Genomic DNA, 17,177 nt, shown 5'->3' with positions numbered 1-17,177 from the left:
CCAAGCACTAAGAACAAGAATGCTCTAGGTAACAGCAAATTACAGGGAAAGAGGTGAGAACTCGTGGATCACGGTGCACCCATTGTGGAAGGGCTATTTGGTATTGGATGGCTCTCAGTCAACCTTTCAAACATCATGATGATCACAGTGACAGCTATTATTGTGGCATTAATAGGTATCTTCAGCGCCAGAAGTATTCAGATGAAACCAACTGGACTACAAAATGTGTTCGAATGGATCATCGACTTCGTAAGAAACATCATCAACAGTACAATGGACTGGAAGAAAGGTGAAAGATTCTTCGGTCTGGGGATTACTTTATTTCTATTCATTTTCGTAGCAAACATGCTGGGGATCCCATTTATGATCGTAGCTGAACCAGGTCATGAAGTTTGGTGGAAATCTCCAACAGCCGATCCAGTTATTACATTAACCTTTGCGGTCTTTGTAATTGTACTGACCCACTATTACGGTATCAAGATGAAGGGATTCAAAGCATATGGAGCAGATTATTTCAAACCTGTGCCATTCTTATTCCCGCTCAAGCTTGTCGAGGAAGTAGCTAACACCTTGACGCTTGGAATGCGTTTGTTTGGTAACCTTTACGCAAAAGAAATCTTGCTTGCTCTTCTCGCAGGTTTGGGAGGAAGCGGCCTGGTCGGGGCGATGGTTGGTGTAGCTCCAATGGTAGCCTGGCAGGCATTCAGTATTTTCATCGGGGCAATCCAGGCATTTATTTTCTTAATGCTGACAATGGTTTACATGGCCCATAAAGTTGAAGAAGATCACTAGTCATTGGGAATTTGCTCTTTATTCCAAGAGCTTATTAAATATTATATTTTCAAACATACATTTTTAAGGAGGATTTTACTTATGGAAGCTTTAGCAGCTGCAATTGCCGCAGGTCTTGCTGCACTTGGTGCAGGTCTTGGTGTATCTAACATTGTCCGTGCAACAGTCGAAGGGATCGCTCGTCAACCAGAACTACGTGGAACACTTCAAACTACAATGTTTATCGGGGTAGCCCTTGTTGAGGCCCTGCCGATCATTGCAATCGTAATCGCATTTATCGCATTATTCTAACAAGCATCTTGATGATTGATGTCAGAACCCAATGGCGGAGTTATATTCTCTAAGAAGCTTCGCCATTCCTTTTGTAATGACTGCTGAAAGGAGTGAATCCTATGCCTGATACAATTACATGGGGCGATACGATATTTTCGCTTGTAACCTTCATTATACTATTGGCTATCCTTCGTAAGTTTGCGTGGGGACCTCTCATGAACATGATGAAAGACCGTGAAGAACATATCGCCAATGAAATTGAAACAGCTGAGAAGAATCGTAAAGAATCTGAACAGTATTTAGAAGACCAGCGTAAGGAAATTGAGCGTGCTCGTGAAGAGGCTCAATCCATTATAGAAAATTCAAAGAAAACTGGTGAAAAGCAGGGCGAAGAAATTATTGCCCAGGCGAAGTCAGAAGCAGAACGTATCAAAAACGATGCTGTAGCTGAAATCAGCCATGAAAAGGAACAAGCTATTTCTTCTGTACGTGAGCAAGTGGCGTCCTTATCTGTCTTGATTGCAACGAAAGTTATTGAGAAAGAACTTGATGAAAAAGAGCAAGAAAGACTTATCGATGAATATCTCAAAGAAGTAGGCGAGAAAGTATGAGCGCAATAGCAAATCGTTATGGTGTGGCTCTCTTTCAGCTGGCGAAGGAAAAAGGAACACTTACTCAAATTGGTGATGAATTGAATGCAGTGCAAAAAGTATTTCAGGATAACAAAAAGCTGCAAGGCTTATTAAATCACCCAAAGGTGGATATGGAGAAAAAGAAAGAAGTAATTAAAGAAAGCTTTTCCCCACTAAGCAGCACAGTTCGCAATACCCTTCTCCTCCTCCTTGAACGAAACCGCATTGATGAAGTACTGCCAATGGTAGATAAATTCCAGGCATTAGCCGATGATGAACAAGGTGTAGGCAGAGCAATTGCTTACACGGTAAAACCTCTTAATGAGGAAGAACAAAAGAGAATCTCTGAAAGCTTCGCAAAAAAGGTTGGGAAGCAAACTTTATACATTGAAAACAGAATTGATAATAGTCTCATTGGCGGCGTCAAGCTCCGAATTGGGGACAAGATCTTTGATGGCAGTGTAAAAGGCCAGCTTACCCGCATTGAACGCGAGCTTACCTCCGGAAGACGATAGAAGATAGGGGTGAACGAAATGAGCATTAGACCTGATGAAATTAGCTCTCTCATTAAGCAGCAGATTGAGAATTTTGAATCTGATGTGGAAATGAATGAAGTGGGTACTGTTATCCAAGTCGGTGACGGTATTGCCCGTGCTCATGGCCTTGAAAACGTAATGGCTGGTGAGCTTCTCGAATTTTCAAACGGCATTATGGGCATGGCTCAAAACTTAGAAGAAAACAACGTCGGTATCGTAATCCTTGGACCGTATTCCGAGATTCGTGAAGGCGATGAAGTAAAACGTACAGGCCGCATCATGGAAGTTCCTGTAGGGGAGCAGCTTCTTGGCCGCGTTGTAAATCCACTTGGACAACCTGTAGACGGAAAAGGACCAATTGAAACGTCTAAAAGCCGTCCAATTGAAAGTCCGGCACCTGGTGTTATGGACCGTAAATCTGTTCATGAACCACTTCAAACCGGTATTAAAGCGATCGATTCCATGATTCCAGTAGGCCGCGGACAGCGTGAGTTAATCATTGGTGACCGTCAAACTGGTAAAACGGCAATCGCGATCGATACGATCCTTAACCAAAAAGAAGAAGATATGATTTGTATTTACGTTGCAATCGGGCAAAAGGAATCCACCGTTGCAGGGGTTGTAGAAACCCTTCGTCAAAAAGGTGCTCTTGATTACACGATTGTTGTAAATGCAGGTGCTTCTGACCCGGCACCGCTATTGTTCCTTGCTCCATATGCAGGGGTAACAATGGGTGAAGAGTTTATGTACAATGGCAAGCACGTTCTTGTTGTGTATGATGACTTGAGTAAACAAGCAGCCGCTTACCGTGAGCTGTCCTTGCTCCTTCGTCGTCCTCCAGGCCGTGAAGCCTTCCCAGGGGATGTATTCTTCTTGCACTCCCGTTTGCTTGAGCGTTCTGCTAAGCTCAGTGATGCACTAGGAGCAGGTTCATTAACTGCTTTACCATTTATCGAAACACAAGCAGGGGACGTTTCTGCATACATTCCGACAAACGTTATTTCCATCACGGATGGACAGATCTTCCTGCAGTCTGACTTATTCCACTCAGGTGTACGTCCAGCGGTTAACGCAGGTATCTCCGTATCCCGTGTTGGTGGTTCTGCCCAGATTAAGGCAATGAAAAAGGTATCTGGTACGCTCCGTCTTGACCTGGCTGCTTTCCGTGAGCTTGAAGCTTTCGCGCAGTTTGGATCTGATCTTGATAAAGCTACCCAGGCGAAGCTGAATCGTGGGGAGCGGACGGTTGAAATCCTTAAGCAAGGACTTCATCAGCCTCTAGCTGTTGAAAAACAGGTTGTCGTGCTTTATGCCCTCACAAAAGGGTTTATCGATGATATCCCAGTTGATGACGTGCGCCGCTTTGAATCAGAAATGCTGACTCATTTTGAGCATAACAATAAAGATCTTCTTGACAGCATTCGTCAAACTGGAAATCTTCCTGACGCTGATGAATTTAATAAAGCGATCGAAGAATTCAAAAAGACGTTTAACGTAACTAAAAAATAATCTGCGAATGTTGTTTGGATGACCAGCCCAGCAAGAAGGTGGTGAACAAAGATGGCCTCTTTGCGCGAAATAAAAACGCGGATAACTTCGACAAAAAAGACGAAGCAAATAACAAAAGCGATGGAAATGGTTTCTGCGGCTAAGCTTAACCGTGCACAATCAAAAGCGCAGTCCTATGACCCCTACACGCAAAAAATCCGCGATGTGGTGGCAAGCATTGCATCAAGCAGTACAGATGTAAGCCATCCCATGTTAGAAGAGCGCCCGGTAAAGAAAACCGGATATATCGTAATCTCATCTGACCGCGGATTAGCGGGCGGTTATAATTCTAGCTTGATGCGTGACTTCTTCAACAAAGTAGATGAACGTCACAATTCAACAGACGAGTACGGAGTAATTGTGATAGGACGAATCGGCAGAGACTTGCTGAAAAGAAGAGGAGTACCAATCTTTTCTGAAATCACAGGTCTTGGAGATGATCCTTCCTTTAACGATATCAAGAATTTAACCCGCACTGCGGTAGATATGTTCGCTAATGAAGAAGTCGATCAGCTGTACTTATGGTACAACCATTTTGTCAGCCCGATTTCTCAAATAGTGACTGAAACAAAGCTTCTGCCTCTTACGGATCTAGCAGAAGAAAATGTAAAACAGTCATACGAATACGAGCCGTCTGAAGAAGTCATTCTTCAGCAGCTTCTTCCCCAATATGCTGAGAGCTTAATTTACGGAGCATTATTGGACGGAAAAGCGAGTGAGTTCGGTGCCCGGATGACTGCTATGAGCTCGGCAACAGACAATGCCGGCAACATTATTGATGAATTAACCTTGTCGTACAACCGTGCGCGACAAGCAGCGATAACCCAGGAGATCAGTGAAATTGTCGGCGGTGCCGCGGCACAAGAATAGACATTTCACATCTCTATCAGGCTAGGAGGGAAAGAGATGAACAAAGGATACGTCACACAAGTTATGGGTCCAGTTGTTGATGTAAGGTTCGAAAGCGGTAAGCTTCCTGAACTTGACAGCGCCCTGACTGTCGATCAAAAGGCGTCATCTGCTGACTCTGTTGACTTACAGGTTACATTAGAGGTCGCATTGCATCTAGGTGATGACTCTGTGCGTACCGTAGCGATGGGTTCTACAGACGGCCTCGTTCGCGGTGCGGAAGCATTAGATACAGGCGCTCCAATTACAGTGCCAGTTGGAAATGAAACACTCGGCCGTGTATTTAACGTATTAGGAGAAACAATTGATTTGGACGAGCCGATGGCACCAGGAGTGCGCAAGGATCCAATTCACCGTGAATCTCCAAAATTTGAAGAGCTTTCCACACAAACGGAAATTCTCGAAACTGGAATTAAAGTAGTAGACCTTCTTGCTCCATATGTAAAAGGTGGTAAAATCGGTCTCTTCGGTGGTGCCGGTGTAGGTAAAACCGTACTAATCCAGGAGCTTATCAACAACATCGCGCAAGAGCACGGGGGGATCTCCGTATTCGCTGGTGTAGGTGAGCGTACTCGTGAAGGTAACGACCTTTACTATGAAATGAAAGACTCTGGTGTTATTAACAAAACAGCCATGGTATTTGGACAAATGAACGAGCCGCCTGGTGCGCGTATGCGTGTTGCCTTGACTGGCTTAACAATGGCTGAGCACTTCCGTGACCAGGAAGGCGCTGACGTACTTCTATTCGTTGATAACATTTACCGCTTTACACAAGCTGGTTCTGAGGTATCAGCTTTGCTTGGCCGTATGCCATCTGCGGTAGGTTATCAGCCGACACTAGCAACGGAAATGGGTCAGCTACAAGAGCGGATCACATCCACAAAGACAGGTTCCGTTACTTCCATCCAGGCGATTTATGTACCTGCGGATGACTATACTGACCCGGCTCCAGCAACTACGTTTGCTCACTTGGATGCTACCACAAACTTAGAGCGTAAGCTTTCTGAAATGGGTATCTACCCGGCGGTGGACCCACTTGCATCTACTTCCCGTGCCCTTTCTCCTGAAATTGTTGGAGACGAGCACTACGAGGTAGCTCGTAATGTGCAGCAGACTCTTCAAAAGTATAAAGAGCTTCAAGATATTATCGCCATTCTTGGTATGGATGAACTATCTGAAGAAGATAAATTGGTCGTACATCGTGCTCGTCGTATTCAGTTCTTCTTGTCCCAAAACTTCCACGTAGCTGAGCAGTTTACAGGACAAAAAGGTTCCTACGTGCAAGTAAAAGACACCATCCAAGGTTTCAAAGAAATCTTAGAAGGTAAATACGATGACATTCCTGAAGATGCATTCCGTCTTGTAGGTCCAATTGACGATGTGCTTGAAAAAGCTAAGGCCATGTCCTAAGCCCGGATGCTGTTAAGGAGGAATTACCATGCCGACTATGAATGTCAATGTTGTAACTCCTGATGGCACAGTATACGAAGGGGATGTGGAAATGGTCAGCGCCCGTGCTCAAAGCGGTGAGCTCGGTATTTTACCTAATCACATTCCGATGGTTGCCCCGTTAGCAGTAGGAGCTGTTCGTTTGAAGAAATCTTCAAACGATGTTCAGCTCGTTTCTGTAAGCGGCGGATTTCTAGAAGTTCGTCCAGACAAAGTGACCATTTTGGCTGAAGCTGCTGAACTTCCTTCGGATATTGATGTCGCCCGGGCCCGCGCTGCAAAAGAGCGGGCAGAGCGCCGGCTTGAAAGTGCCAAACAGGACGAAATTGATTTCAAAAGAGCCCAGCTTGCTCTTAAACGAGCAACAACACGGCTTGACGTTGCGAATAACAAATAAATCAAAAAAACGTACCCGAACATTAGACGTTCAGGTACGTTTTTTTATTTGCCCTGTAACCTATTTGTAACAATTATGTAACATTTCCGTGGTGCCTGGCACCCGTATTAGTTGTAACATTATTGTAACAATCTTTGAGTTCGCGGAGAAAAAAGCTGTTTTATTCTCTGTCTCGCGGGAAGAGAACATATAAGAGCAGTTATTAACAATCCTAGAAAGGGTATGTATGAGACAGTCTACAGGGACTCCTTCCTGCGAAAGAAAGCGTAGAGAGCAATCTGATATTCTTTTAGTAATGTAAGCATTTCCAATTGATAATATTTTGTGAAACGACAAAAATTATCTATGGATTCTTTAGAAGAGATAGGATATTATGTAAATTGGATTGCTGATTACAAAGAGATTAAGCTTTCTTTAAAAAAAGCAATTTATAGGTAAATGGGCCCTTCTCATATGGCAGAATTTAACCTATGATACTTCTCGGATTGTCAGTTCGACGGTAAGGAGTTTTGAGTTATGGAAGATGCCGCAGGGCAACAGGCTATCATACATATCGTCGTCAATCTCTTTTTCTTGGTGGTTGTTTGGTGGAGCATACAGTGCTTCCGATTTGATGTTTTTGTGCGGCAGCCAGATGGTCCAAAAGCAAAGATGCTTATGATCCTGGTCACAATCGCACTGGCTCATCTCGTGAGCGCATTTTTCCTTGAGTATTTAAATTGGTCACTCATGCTTCGTTATTTGTTTTAACCAAAGCAAGCCCTCGTATTCGTTCTAAAAAGTGGATGCTGACTACTTCTTCCATGTATGAGCTCTTATGTTCAGGTCACAATTTAGATAAGGACATTACTCGGCAGGAGAAATAGGCATCGGGAATACGTACAAGGTTTGTAAGTTTTGCTGACCATCAAAAGGGGTAAGTGCAGTATGGATTGCAGGTTTTTCCATTATTAGGAAGGAAATTACGAAAGAGGTATGGAAGCTATTGGTCAAAAGCCAATAATTAGCAGCTAGAATGCAGATTCAGTTTTCCTTTATTACTTTCCTGTATTATCAAGAAAATGAAAAAAAGAATGAGAAGAAAGCCTGCGATGAAAAGCGGTGGGGGTTTTACAGAAAGAAGAACACCAAAGGAATATGCCTTGATAAAAGGTGAGACAACGACAGTGGTAATTCCCTTTATCCGTTACACAAGTTTGAAAATGAAAAGAACAAAAAAAGCAGCAGTCATTACGGACATAATCTAGGACCGTCTTACACTTTATAAATGCAACTGACCAACTACTAAACATTGGGCTAAGAACGTTACCCGTAAAGAGCACGCCCATGTGCCTTTTTGAATACGAATAACAGTAAGGCGAGATTCCTGTCTAACTGTATTGAAGGAAACTATTTTAAAAGGGGCATGCCTGGATCGGGACTTCTAAGAATTGCCTTAAAGATTTAGGATCATTATTGGACGCGGAGGGGAATACGTTGGATAAAATTATTGTACGCGGAGGAAAGCGGCTGAAAGGTACTGTAAAAGCAGAAGGCGCAAAGAATGCAGTGCTGCCTGTTATTGCAGCTTCTTTATTAGCCGAAGAAGGCACAAGCAGAATTTATGATGTGCCATCCTTAGCAGATGTATACACAATGAAAAATGTGCTTGCGCACTTAAACATGGATGTAGAATATAAGGATAATACGTTTATTGCAAACGCTGAAGGTGCTCTTGGAACAGATGCACCGTTTGAATATGTTAGAAAAATGAGAGCATCTTTTTTAGTCATGGGTCCTTTGCTTGCTAGAAAAGGGCATGCACATATTGCTCTTCCTGGAGGGTGTGCCATAGGTTCTCGCCCGATTGACCAGCACCTAAAAGGATTTGAGGCAATGGGAGCCACTGTGGAAATTGGCCAGGGCTACATTGAAGCGAAGGTAAAAGGTAGACTTCAAGGCGCGAAAATTTATTTAGATTTCCCAAGTGTAGGTGCGACGGAGAACATTATGATGGCTGCGTCTCTTGCTGAAGGGACAACAGTAATTGAGAACGTTGCGGAGGAGCCTGAGATCGTTGACTTGGCCAACTATTTAAATGCAATGGGAGCTAAGGTCCGCGGAGCTGGTACAGGAAGCATCCGTATCGAAGGGGTAGAAAGCTTAAAAGCTGCTGAGCACACTATTATCCCTGACCGGATTGAAGCAGGAACGTTTATGGTAGCTGCCGCTATTACACGGGGAGATGTATTTGTTGAGGGAGCTCTTACTGAACATCTTCGTCCACTAGTGGCAAAGATGAGAGAAATGGGAGTGAAGATCGAAGAGCACGATAACGGAATGCGTGTGATTGGCTCAGATATTCTTCGCCCGGTTGATCTGAAAACTATGCCTCATCCTGGTTTCCCTACTGATATGCAAGCACAAATGATGGCTTTGCTTACACAGGCCAAGGGGACAGCAGTAGTTACAGAAACAGTATTTGAGAATCGTTTCATGCACGTAGAAGAGTTCCGTCGTATGAATTCAAGCATTAAGATTGAAGGACGCTCTGCGATCATCAGCGGACCAACACGCCTTCAAGGAGCAGAAGTATCCGCAACAGACCTGCGTGCAGGTGCAGCCCTTATTTTAGCCGGGCTTGTTGCAGATGGAGAGACTCACGTAACCGAGCTTCGTCACATTGACAGAGGCTATGTAAACTTCCACGAGAAGCTGAAAAGCCTTGGAGCCCGCATTGAGCGCGTAAAAGTTATCGAAGAAAGTGATATTGAAGAAGACAAAGTTGTATCAATGAACAGCAACAACAAAGCAGTAAACTAATGTAATCCTTCCAAAACGACCACTCCACCAATGGAGTGGTCGTTTTTTTAGGGTGCTTTTAGGGTGCCCTGGCACCACACAGCAGCCTGTAACATTCATATGACATTTTTTTAGGGTGCCTGGCACCCCAGTAGTCTGTAACATACATGTAACATTTCAGAATCCCTTTTTCTCTTCATGAGTATCTTTATGCCTTCTATCCTTGTTCTATCCCCGACCTGGAATTCATAAGCTGATACAGAAAAAGAAAAGCTTATTTAGTTGTGTCCTGCTGTGAATAAGATACAGGCAGGACAAGTTAATCACTGGGTTGCATGAAGACTCTTGGGTCATGGGGGAAATTCATATGAAAAAACTGTTATGCTTGGGACTGGTTTTTACTGGTTTATTATTAGTCATGCCGGCTCTGCTGGTCATTGCTTTTTCAGGAAGCGGCACGGCTCCTGTGGGATCTGCTGATGGTACAGCACCCTTAACAGAAGCAGAAACAAGTTCCGAGGAGGTCAGCGATATGGCAGATAACCTCGAGGTAAGTGTTTTTAGGAGCAAAAGTGAAATGATTGAGGAGATTCCTTTAGAAGATTATGTAACAGGCGTAGTGGCCTCAGAAATGCCCGCCAGCTTCGAAATGGAGGCATTGAAGGCCCAAGCCCTTACAGCTAGAACTTACATCATACAGCAGGTCCTGCAGCCTGCAGACATCAACCTGCCGGACGGAGCCATGGTTTCGGATACTCCCATGCATCAGGTCTACCATAGTAAAGAAGAGTTGAAAGAGCAATGGGGAAGCGAGTATGAGTGGAAAATAAACAAAATAGAAGAAGCGGTAAAAGGAACAGCGGGCCAGGTGCTTACATTTGAAGGTGAACCCATCACGGCTGCCTTTTTTTCAACGAGCAACGGCTACACTGAGAATTCCGAGGATTACTGGGAAAATGAAATTCCTTATCTACGAAGCGTGGAAAGTCCCTGGGATCAGGAATCTCCTCGATACGAAAATGCGAAACGATTTACTCAGACCGAATTTGAACAGAAGCTTGGCATCACTCTCGGAGAAAGTGCAATTGGAGATATTGTAGAGAGAACAGAGGGAGGACGGGTGTCGGAAGTTGTGATTGGAGAGAGAACCTTTCACGGCCGTGATGTTCGAGAAAAGCTTGAGCTTGATTCCAGTGACTTTACCTTTGAACAGCTTGGAAATGAAGTCGTCGTCTATACGAAAGGCTGGGGCCACGGTGTGGGAATGAGTCAATACGGGGCTGATGGAATGGCCAAAGAAGGAAAAAGCTATAAAGACATCATTCAGCATTATTACCAGGGAGTTTCTGTGGATGTCGTGGATCCATACGTTCCTCGCCTGACAGCTATGGTCACAGGAGAAGAGGATGCTTCATAGATTTATAGGTGCCTGGCACCCCTGGGGTTTGTAATATAATTGTAAACAGTATGAGCTTGTAAGCCCTTTGCTATCAGCCTTTACCTTATTATTATAAAAAGGGTGCCAGGCACCCTTACAAAAAATTTCCAAATTGATGTATATCTTCTCTCAGTTTTGATCAGAATGGTTTTTGAGGTGATGATCAAATGAGAGAAGAAGACAAACAGCACACTGCTGCCCGTGAATCTCAATCCAGGGCATCAAAGCTGCGTAACGCAATGAAAAAATCGTGGGTATGGCCTGCAGTCTATCTAAGTGCATGTGCGATTTTACTAGGTTCGTTCTTTTTCATTCAAGGAACAGGGAACGACCAGGCAGAAGAGCCACTTCCGCCAGATGATTTAGAGTGGGGCGAAGAGTCTCAAAATGAAGAAGATGCCGTTGAAGTAGCTTTAGAGACTGAGAATCTACAAATGCCTGTAACTGATGAAGATAGTGTAGAGATTATTGGCTATTACTACGACCATGAAGCATCCACAGAAGAACAGCAAGCTGCACTCGTATATTACAATAATATGTACTATCACAACAAGGGAATCGATGTAGCGAGAGAAGACAATGAAACTTTTGAAGTAACAGCTGCTGCAAGCGGTGAAGTGGTAAAAGCAGAAAAAGATTCTCTGCTTGGCCATATTGTCGAGCTTGAGCATGAAGATGGATTGGTTACATCTTACAACAGTCTTGAAAAGCTTGAAGTAGAAGAAGGCGATTCTGTATCCCAAGGCGATGTTCTTGGAATGGCCGGCCGTAACCTTTATAACACTGACGCTGGCGTACACGCTCATTTTGAAGTACGGAGCAATGGAGAAGCATTAAATCCAGTTGATATGCTTCACCAGCCAATGAGTGAAATTGTAAATGCTGATGAGAAGGAAGAAGAGCCAAAAGAAGAGCCAAAAGAAGAAACTGACACAGAAGATCAAGGCGATGAAGACTTAGAAGAAATGCTTCCTCAAGAGGATGACACTCAAGACGAGGAAGAAGAACAGCCTGAAGAAAACGAAGAAGACGTAGAATAATATAATTGAACCAAATAAAAAAGGGAAGAAGGTAAAGGCAACGCTTCCGTTCTTCCCTCTCTATTAAGGACTCTGGTAAACATATCCAGGGTCCTATTTATTTTAATTTTCATTATTAAAAGAATTTTTTTAAAATAATTTAAAAAACCTGTTGCTAAGAATCAGAAAATTTGAAATAATGAGTAACATAGAAAGATAGGTAGGAACATAGAGAAAAGAAGAATAAAAGGTTTTCGAATCGATATTTTGAAAACGCATACATTTTTTGAAAGACAGGCCTTCACAGCATAGTGGAATAATAACCTCCCAGATACACTAGAGGGGAGGATAATGAGGCGAGTGAACTTTTATGGCAGTCGTTAAGCTGAGCAAGTATTCAGTTTTTATCAAATTAATGAAAAAAAGAAAGGGGTCATCATGATGCTCATTCTCTTATTGACAATAACCTTGCTCTGTATTGTAGGAACCATTTATTTCAAAAAGCCGCTTCTCTTAACTGTACCGTTTGGAGTCATTGGCCTGTATATGGTCGTTCAAATAGCTATGGTGCCGCTGCCTTTTTTTGAAACCATGCGATTTATCTTTAGCCTTCGATAAAGATGACAAAGAAAGGAGTAACAAGCATGAATGCTAAAGCTTCAAATCATACAGTTCGCAATCAGCAGCATGCTTATGCTGCCTGTCCAAAGTGCGGGAAAGAAGAACTTCTCCTCATTTTAAAATGGAGATACATGTTCTTAACTTCAACGATGCCGATAGTGGCGGCTCTTCTCATAGGATATTTCTTTCATATTATATTTCTTGTGTTTATCCCGGGAATTCTCGTGATGAATTACTTGATTGCCAAAAAGAAAACACCTTTCCTGATCTGCAAGACATGCAGGCACGCGCAACCATCATTTCAGCCAGATTGACTGCTCAGTCATTCATCCCAGGAAAGGCTTTATAATAACTCATATTAAAGGGGGTGGTGCCCTTCTAACCTAAAGGGACGAAGGGGAGGAAGTGTATTAAATAAGGAGGTGCAAGGATGCAAAAAGTAGAAAAAGCGAAAGCAGATGCTTATTTCAAAACAAGAACCACACTTGTCGTGATCTTCCTGGCTATCGGGTTTTTAGTATCATTTGGGGTGGTGGCGTTCGCAGAGTTTTTTGCACAATTTAGCTTTATGGGTATGCCGCTTCATTACTATATGGGGGCTCAGGGAGCTGTAGTCATGTTTGTAGTGCTCCTATTCCTTAACGCAATTATCAGTGACAGAGTCGATAAGAAATTTGGCATTGATGAAGAATCGAATGTTCGGATCAGCGGTGGCAAGACACTGGATCATTAAAAAGAAGAAGTACAGGGGGAGAAAATACAAAAAGCTCACACGAATGGCCGTTCGTGTGAGCAGTAAATAGAAAAAACTATTCACTTTTATTTTAACAAAATGAGAAAAAAGAGTCATTTCACTTTTAGAAATCAGGATGCTGACAAGGGGAGATAGATATAGGGTTTCAGAAAGTTGAAACAACTATGAGGGGCTGCTCCAAAGAAAAAAATACAGCTGACGGGCTGCTAGAACGAAACTTGAAAGTTCCTGTCGTAATAAAACATATGCAAAAGATTTAAATAGTGAGGGAGGATTACAATGGATGCTCAATCCTTAACGTCCATCGGTCTTATACTTTTAACATTTGCCTTATATATAGGTATATCGATTTACCACCGAGCGAAAGCTACCTCTGATTTCTACGTAGCAAGCCGCGGAGTTCCTCCATTCTGGAATGGTATGGCTATCGGTGGTGACTGGATGAGTGCCGCGTCCTTTATTGGGATGGCCGGTACGGTTATGCTCCTTGGTTATGACGGACTAGCCTACATCATGGGGTGGACAGGTGGTTACTTACTTTTAACCTTCCTATTGGCGCCTCAGCTTAGAAAATACGGACGCTACACGGTCCCTGAATTTATTGGAGACAGATTCGACAGTAACACTGCCAGACTTATTGCGGCAATAGCAACTATTATTATCAGTTTTACCTACATCATCGGTCAGCTGTCTGGTTCCGGGGTTGTAATTGGAAGAATCCTGAACATTGATTCTATGTACGGGACAATGATCGGGGTTGTCATTATCGCAATTTATGCAACACTCGGTGGTATGAAAGGTGTAACCTGGACTCAGGTAGCCCAGTACATGATCTTAATTGTTGCCTATATTATTCCGATTGTATTTATGTCATTGCAAATTACAGGAAACCCATTCCCATGGCTGACGTATGGTAACGTTGTAAGTGAGCTGGGAGCCATTGACGCAGAGCTTGGACTTTCAGAATATTTCGCACCTTTTGCTGAAAGCCAGAAAGCTCAATTTATTGCTCTTATGTTTACGTTGATGGTAGGTACAGCATCCCTTCCACACGTTATTGTTCGTTTCTACACGGTAACAACAATGAAAGCAGCTCGCTGGAGTGGTGCCTGGGCAATTCTGTTTATCGCACTTCTATACTTGTCTGCACCGGTATACGCTGCATTTTCCCGCTTTATTTTAATGACTCAGGTTGTAGGTCAGCCAATTGATGATCTGCCTGCCTGGACACAGCCTTGGGTAGATACAGGACGTCTGGAAATTCTAGACACGACCGGTGATGGTGTTCTTCACTGGGAAGACCTGGTAATCAGTAATGATATCGTCGTTATGGCGACACCTGAAATCGCCAATTTGGGACTATTTGTAACTGGCCTTGTTGCAGCTGGTGCCATGGCAGCGGCCTTATCAACAGCAGGCGGCTTGCTGATTACAATTTCTTCATCCTTTGCTCATGACATTTACTATCGTTTATTGAAGCCAGAGGCTTCCGACCAGAAGCGATTACGTGCTGGACGAATTGCCATTGTATCCGCTACCGTTGTAGCAGGTATTGTAGCATTGGATCCACCAGGAGTAATCACTCAGATTGTTGCCTGGGCGTTTGGTATTGCCGGCGGTACATTCTTCCCGGTACTCTTCCTAGGGGTATGGTGGAAGCGCATGAACGCAAAAGGTGCGATTGCCGGGATGCTTTCAGGGCTTGGTGTAACTCTAGGTTATATCTTCCTGGCACTGAACGATATCACGTTCTTTGGTATAATTGATACAGGAGCAGGACTGTTCGGTGTACCAGTTAACTTGATTGTAACGATTGTTGTTTCACTCTTAACTGCACCACCTGCCCAGCGCTTACAGGATGAGGTAATGGATCTACGTTATCCTGAGCAAATGACCTATAAAGACGGAGAGGTTTGGATGGATGAGTCTTCAGGAAAATAATGTCTATTATAACCAAATAAAAAATCACCCACTATTCAGCGGCGCTTCAGTCGCTGAATTTGGTGCATTCATGGAAGATTGCAATCTTCGTGAATATGAAAAGGGCGACACGGTTCTTTTTTCAAAAACACCTAGAGAAGGACTGCTTTTGATTCTTGAGGGAATGACCGAGGTATATGTTAACACAAAAGAAGGACACTCCAGCCAGGAAGTCCTTGAGGTGTTAGAAGCAGGAGACATCATTGGCTTTTCAAGTCTGGCAGACTTTCTCGGCCAGCCAAGTGAGGTAGAGGTCAACTATACGGTTGAAGTGCAGGCAGTAGAGAAGTCCGTTTGTCTGCAAATTCCTTATTCTGTCCTCGAGAAGCGGTGGGACAAAGAAGAAGTGAGGGAATACGTGCTTCGTCAGGTGTCAGTGCGTTTGAGAGATATTTATGCTTCTCTTGCCGAACAGGTTCAGCTGGCCAGCCAGTGGGGTGAGAGCGAAGCGTTCATCCGCCGTGTTCAGGACATCATGACCACGCCGCCAATTGTTGTTGATCAAGAAACAGAAGTCGATGACATAGCAAGAATTATGGTAAAAGAAAGTACAAGCTCCGTTGTTGTAGAAGATGAGGATAGAAAGCTTGTCGGGATTATTACAGAAAAGGATTTGGTACACAGGGTTGTGGCCAAAGGAATGGCTTCCGGACTCAGAGCCCGCACGATTATGACGCCGCGTCCTTTTACGATTCAGCGTCAGGCCTATTATTATGAAGCCATGTCCAGCTTTTTGATGAACAGAGTGAAGCACCTGCCTGTGGTGGATGAAAACCAGAGTGTAAAAGGAATGCTTACACTCTCGGACCTTCTTCGCCAGCAGAACCGCGGGAAGTTTGAAATTTTACAAGAAGTTGAAGAATCAAATGCAGAGACCCTTCCTCACGTAAAAAAAGCAATCTATGAAGTGCTTGGCAATTTGATACAAGATAAGATACCAACTCTGCAAATCTTAAATATCATTACACAGCTCTTTGATCGTCTGGTGCGCCATTGTGTCGTTCTTGCTGTGGAAAGTGTAGAGGAAAAAGGGTACGGCAAGCCCCCCGTTGCGTATTCTTTTTATTTGATGGGCAGCGGTGGACGGGGAGAGCAGTTCATGCTGACAGATCAGGATCACTTCCTCGTCTATGAAGACCCTGAGGACCATCAAGATCCAGATGAAATAGAAATGTATTTTCGCATGCTTGGCGGGGAGATTGTCCTCTGGCTTGAAAGAGCTGGATACCGGCCGTGCGATGGCAATATGATGGCCAGTGAGCACAGCTGGAGAGGATCTGTCTCAAAATGGGCAGAGCGTCTCCGTACGTGGGGGGTCAGAGCTACAAATGAAAATATTCTGCTGGGACATAATTTCCTGGCCTTTCGTTATCTATATGGTGAAGAAGCCGTAGACGAGCAATTTACGAAGATGGTTCTGCAACAGATGGAAAAGTCCCGGATCTTTCTATACCGGGCAGCGGAACAGGAAAAAGCCTCCCCGGTGCAAACGTTGGACCACCCGATTCGAGCGTTGTTCAGGCTGAAGAAGGAATCTATCGATATCAAAAAGAACGCGTTATTTCCGTTTCATCACTCTTTGCAGATTCTCGCAGCTCATCACGGAGTGGTAGGCGGAGTGCCGACAGATCAAATAAAGAAGTTAACAAGGAAAGGTGTCTTTACAGAAGCCTTTGAAGATGAATTACTGTTTGCCTATGAGATCGTATTAAAAATACGGGTAGAGCAGTCATGGAACCGTTATTCACGAGGAGAGCAAAGCTCAAGCGAAATCAAGTTCACTCACATTAAATCACGGGACAAAGAAGAGCTCATGCTCGCGCTGAAAACGATCAGGTCCCTTCAGAACCAGGCCATCGGCGCATTCGGCATGATGTAGGAGCACCCTTAAAAAAGGTGCTCCTTTTTTTTAGGGTGCCATTTATTTAGGGTGCCTGGCACCCCATCAGGTTGTAACATAAGAAAATGGGAGAAGCGCGTGGCATCAGGTGTTGGCGCAGATGAAATATTACAAAGCTTGAGGGGTGCCAGGCACCCTCCCCGGTTGT

Annotated in this window: 17 protein-coding genes; all 17 read left to right on the top strand. The window is 43.9% G+C overall.

Features of this window, described 5'->3' with window-relative positions; all coding sequences use genetic code 11:
• Positions 1–63 precede the first annotated feature (63 nt).
• The 17 genes from atpB (at position 64) to ACFPU1_RS01685 (ending at position 17,008) form a co-directional block, all read left to right on the top strand.
• Positions 64–792, top strand: a complete 729-nt coding sequence (gene atpB / locus ACFPU1_RS01765) for a F0F1 ATP synthase subunit A (RefSeq protein ID WP_054637074.1) — start codon at positions 64–66, stop codon at positions 790–792.
• Positions 793–873: 81 nt separating this feature from the next.
• Positions 874–1,083, top strand: a complete 210-nt coding sequence (atpE, locus tag ACFPU1_RS01760) for a F0F1 ATP synthase subunit C (RefSeq protein WP_054637075.1) — start codon at positions 874–876, stop codon at positions 1,081–1,083.
• A 101-nt stretch (positions 1,084–1,184) separates the two neighbouring features.
• The gene (atpF, locus tag ACFPU1_RS01755) at positions 1,185–1,676 is read left to right on the top strand and encodes a F0F1 ATP synthase subunit B (RefSeq protein ID WP_054637076.1); all 492 of its coding nucleotides are present in this window, start codon (positions 1,185–1,187) and stop codon (positions 1,674–1,676) included.
• A complete protein-coding gene (locus ACFPU1_RS01750; protein ID WP_385937845.1) occupies positions 1,673–2,212 on the top strand; it encodes a F0F1 ATP synthase subunit delta in 540 nt (179 codons plus the stop codon). Before atpF ends, ACFPU1_RS01750 begins: the two co-directional genes overlap by 4 nt.
• 18 nt (positions 2,213–2,230) lie before the next feature.
• Positions 2,231–3,742, top strand: a complete 1,512-nt coding sequence (gene atpA / locus ACFPU1_RS01745) for a F0F1 ATP synthase subunit alpha (RefSeq protein ID WP_054637077.1) — start codon at positions 2,231–2,233, stop codon at positions 3,740–3,742.
• 51 nt (positions 3,743–3,793) lie between these two features.
• Positions 3,794–4,651: an ATP synthase F1 subunit gamma gene (gene atpG, locus ACFPU1_RS01740; RefSeq protein ID WP_385937842.1), complete on the top strand. Its 858-nt coding sequence runs from the start codon at positions 3,794–3,796 to the stop codon at positions 4,649–4,651.
• Positions 4,652–4,687: 36 nt separating this feature from the next.
• On the top strand, positions 4,688–6,100 hold the full coding sequence (gene atpD, locus ACFPU1_RS01735) for a F0F1 ATP synthase subunit beta (protein WP_100400380.1): 1,413 nt from the start codon (positions 4,688–4,690) through the stop codon (positions 6,098–6,100).
• 28 nt (positions 6,101–6,128) lie between these two features.
• Positions 6,129–6,536, top strand: a complete 408-nt coding sequence (locus ACFPU1_RS01730) for a F0F1 ATP synthase subunit epsilon (protein ID WP_054637079.1) — start codon at positions 6,129–6,131, stop codon at positions 6,534–6,536.
• 516 nt (positions 6,537–7,052) lie between these two features.
• Positions 7,053–7,286 (top strand): DUF1146 family protein, encoded by a 234-nt coding sequence (locus ACFPU1_RS01725; RefSeq protein WP_054637080.1) that lies wholly within the window; start codon positions 7,053–7,055, stop codon positions 7,284–7,286.
• Positions 7,287–8,012: 726 nt separating this feature from the next.
• On the top strand, positions 8,013–9,338 hold the full coding sequence (gene murA / locus ACFPU1_RS01720) for a UDP-N-acetylglucosamine 1-carboxyvinyltransferase (RefSeq protein ID WP_385937837.1): 1,326 nt from the start codon (positions 8,013–8,015) through the stop codon (positions 9,336–9,338).
• A gap of 346 nt (positions 9,339–9,684) precedes the next feature.
• Positions 9,685–10,734: a stage II sporulation protein D gene (gene spoIID, locus ACFPU1_RS01715; RefSeq protein ID WP_385937834.1), complete on the top strand. Its 1,050-nt coding sequence runs from the start codon at positions 9,685–9,687 to the stop codon at positions 10,732–10,734.
• 188 nt (positions 10,735–10,922) lie between these two features.
• Positions 10,923–11,795 carry a peptidoglycan DD-metalloendopeptidase family protein gene (locus ACFPU1_RS01710; RefSeq protein ID WP_385937831.1) on the top strand — a complete coding sequence of 291 codons (873 nt, stop codon included), beginning with the start codon at positions 10,923–10,925 and terminating at the stop codon, positions 11,793–11,795.
• Positions 11,796–12,215: 420 nt separating this feature from the next.
• The gene (locus tag ACFPU1_RS01705) at positions 12,216–12,392 is read left to right on the top strand and encodes a hypothetical protein (RefSeq protein ID WP_385937828.1); all 177 of its coding nucleotides are present in this window, start codon (positions 12,216–12,218) and stop codon (positions 12,390–12,392) included.
• A 26-nt stretch (positions 12,393–12,418) separates the two neighbouring features.
• Positions 12,419–12,709, top strand: a complete 291-nt coding sequence (locus ACFPU1_RS01700; protein WP_385937825.1) for a hypothetical protein — start codon at positions 12,419–12,421, stop codon at positions 12,707–12,709.
• A gap of 116 nt (positions 12,710–12,825) precedes the next feature.
• Positions 12,826–13,128: a DUF4212 domain-containing protein gene (locus ACFPU1_RS01695; protein ID WP_054637085.1), complete on the top strand. Its 303-nt coding sequence runs from the start codon at positions 12,826–12,828 to the stop codon at positions 13,126–13,128.
• 300 nt (positions 13,129–13,428) lie between these two features.
• Positions 13,429–15,090 carry a sodium:solute symporter family protein gene (locus ACFPU1_RS01690; protein ID WP_385937822.1) on the top strand — a complete coding sequence of 554 codons (1,662 nt, stop codon included), beginning with the start codon at positions 13,429–13,431 and terminating at the stop codon, positions 15,088–15,090.
• Positions 15,071–17,008: a DUF294 nucleotidyltransferase-like domain-containing protein gene (locus tag ACFPU1_RS01685; RefSeq protein WP_385937819.1), complete on the top strand. Its 1,938-nt coding sequence runs from the start codon at positions 15,071–15,073 to the stop codon at positions 17,006–17,008. Before ACFPU1_RS01690 ends, ACFPU1_RS01685 begins: the two co-directional genes overlap by 20 nt.
• Positions 17,009–17,177 lie beyond the last annotated feature (169 nt).

This window comes from Thalassorhabdus alkalitolerans, assembly GCF_042656525.1.
Lineage (GTDB): Bacteria > Bacillota > Bacilli > Bacillales > Marinococcaceae > Thalassorhabdus > Thalassorhabdus alkalitolerans.
The sequence above is the reverse complement of the archived record's forward strand: the minus strand, read 5'-3'. Positions and strand labels throughout refer to the sequence as shown.

What these genes read in the sequence shown, in the direction of transcription:
- ACFPU1_RS01705 (WP_385937828.1), top strand. Translation starts at nt 12,216, where the DNA reads ATGCTCATTCTCTTATTGACAATAACCTTGCTCTGTATTGTAGGAACC.
- ACFPU1_RS01725 (WP_054637080.1), top strand. Translation starts at nt 7,053, where the DNA reads ATGGAAGATGCCGCAGGGCAACAGGCTATCATACATATCGTCGTCAAT.
- atpG (WP_385937842.1), top strand. Translation starts at nt 3,794, where the DNA reads ATGGCCTCTTTGCGCGAAATAAAAACGCGGATAACTTCGACAAAAAAG.
- ACFPU1_RS01710 (WP_385937831.1), top strand. Translation starts at nt 10,923, where the DNA reads ATGAGAGAAGAAGACAAACAGCACACTGCTGCCCGTGAATCTCAATCC.
- ACFPU1_RS01730 (WP_054637079.1), top strand. Translation starts at nt 6,129, where the DNA reads ATGCCGACTATGAATGTCAATGTTGTAACTCCTGATGGCACAGTATAC.
- ACFPU1_RS01750 (WP_385937845.1), top strand. Translation starts at nt 1,673, where the DNA reads ATGAGCGCAATAGCAAATCGTTATGGTGTGGCTCTCTTTCAGCTGGCG.
- ACFPU1_RS01700 (WP_385937825.1), top strand. Translation starts at nt 12,419, where the DNA reads ATGAATGCTAAAGCTTCAAATCATACAGTTCGCAATCAGCAGCATGCT.
- ACFPU1_RS01690 (WP_385937822.1), top strand. Translation starts at nt 13,429, where the DNA reads ATGGATGCTCAATCCTTAACGTCCATCGGTCTTATACTTTTAACATTT.
- atpA (WP_054637077.1), top strand. Translation starts at nt 2,231, where the DNA reads ATGAGCATTAGACCTGATGAAATTAGCTCTCTCATTAAGCAGCAGATT.
- spoIID (WP_385937834.1), top strand. Translation starts at nt 9,685, where the DNA reads ATGAAAAAACTGTTATGCTTGGGACTGGTTTTTACTGGTTTATTATTA.
- atpF (WP_054637076.1), top strand. Translation starts at nt 1,185, where the DNA reads ATGCCTGATACAATTACATGGGGCGATACGATATTTTCGCTTGTAACC.
- atpD (WP_100400380.1), top strand. Translation starts at nt 4,688, where the DNA reads ATGAACAAAGGATACGTCACACAAGTTATGGGTCCAGTTGTTGATGTA.
- atpE (WP_054637075.1), top strand. Translation starts at nt 874, where the DNA reads ATGGAAGCTTTAGCAGCTGCAATTGCCGCAGGTCTTGCTGCACTTGGT.
- ACFPU1_RS01695 (WP_054637085.1), top strand. Translation starts at nt 12,826, where the DNA reads ATGCAAAAAGTAGAAAAAGCGAAAGCAGATGCTTATTTCAAAACAAGA.
- ACFPU1_RS01685 (WP_385937819.1), top strand. Translation starts at nt 15,071, where the DNA reads ATGAGTCTTCAGGAAAATAATGTCTATTATAACCAAATAAAAAATCAC.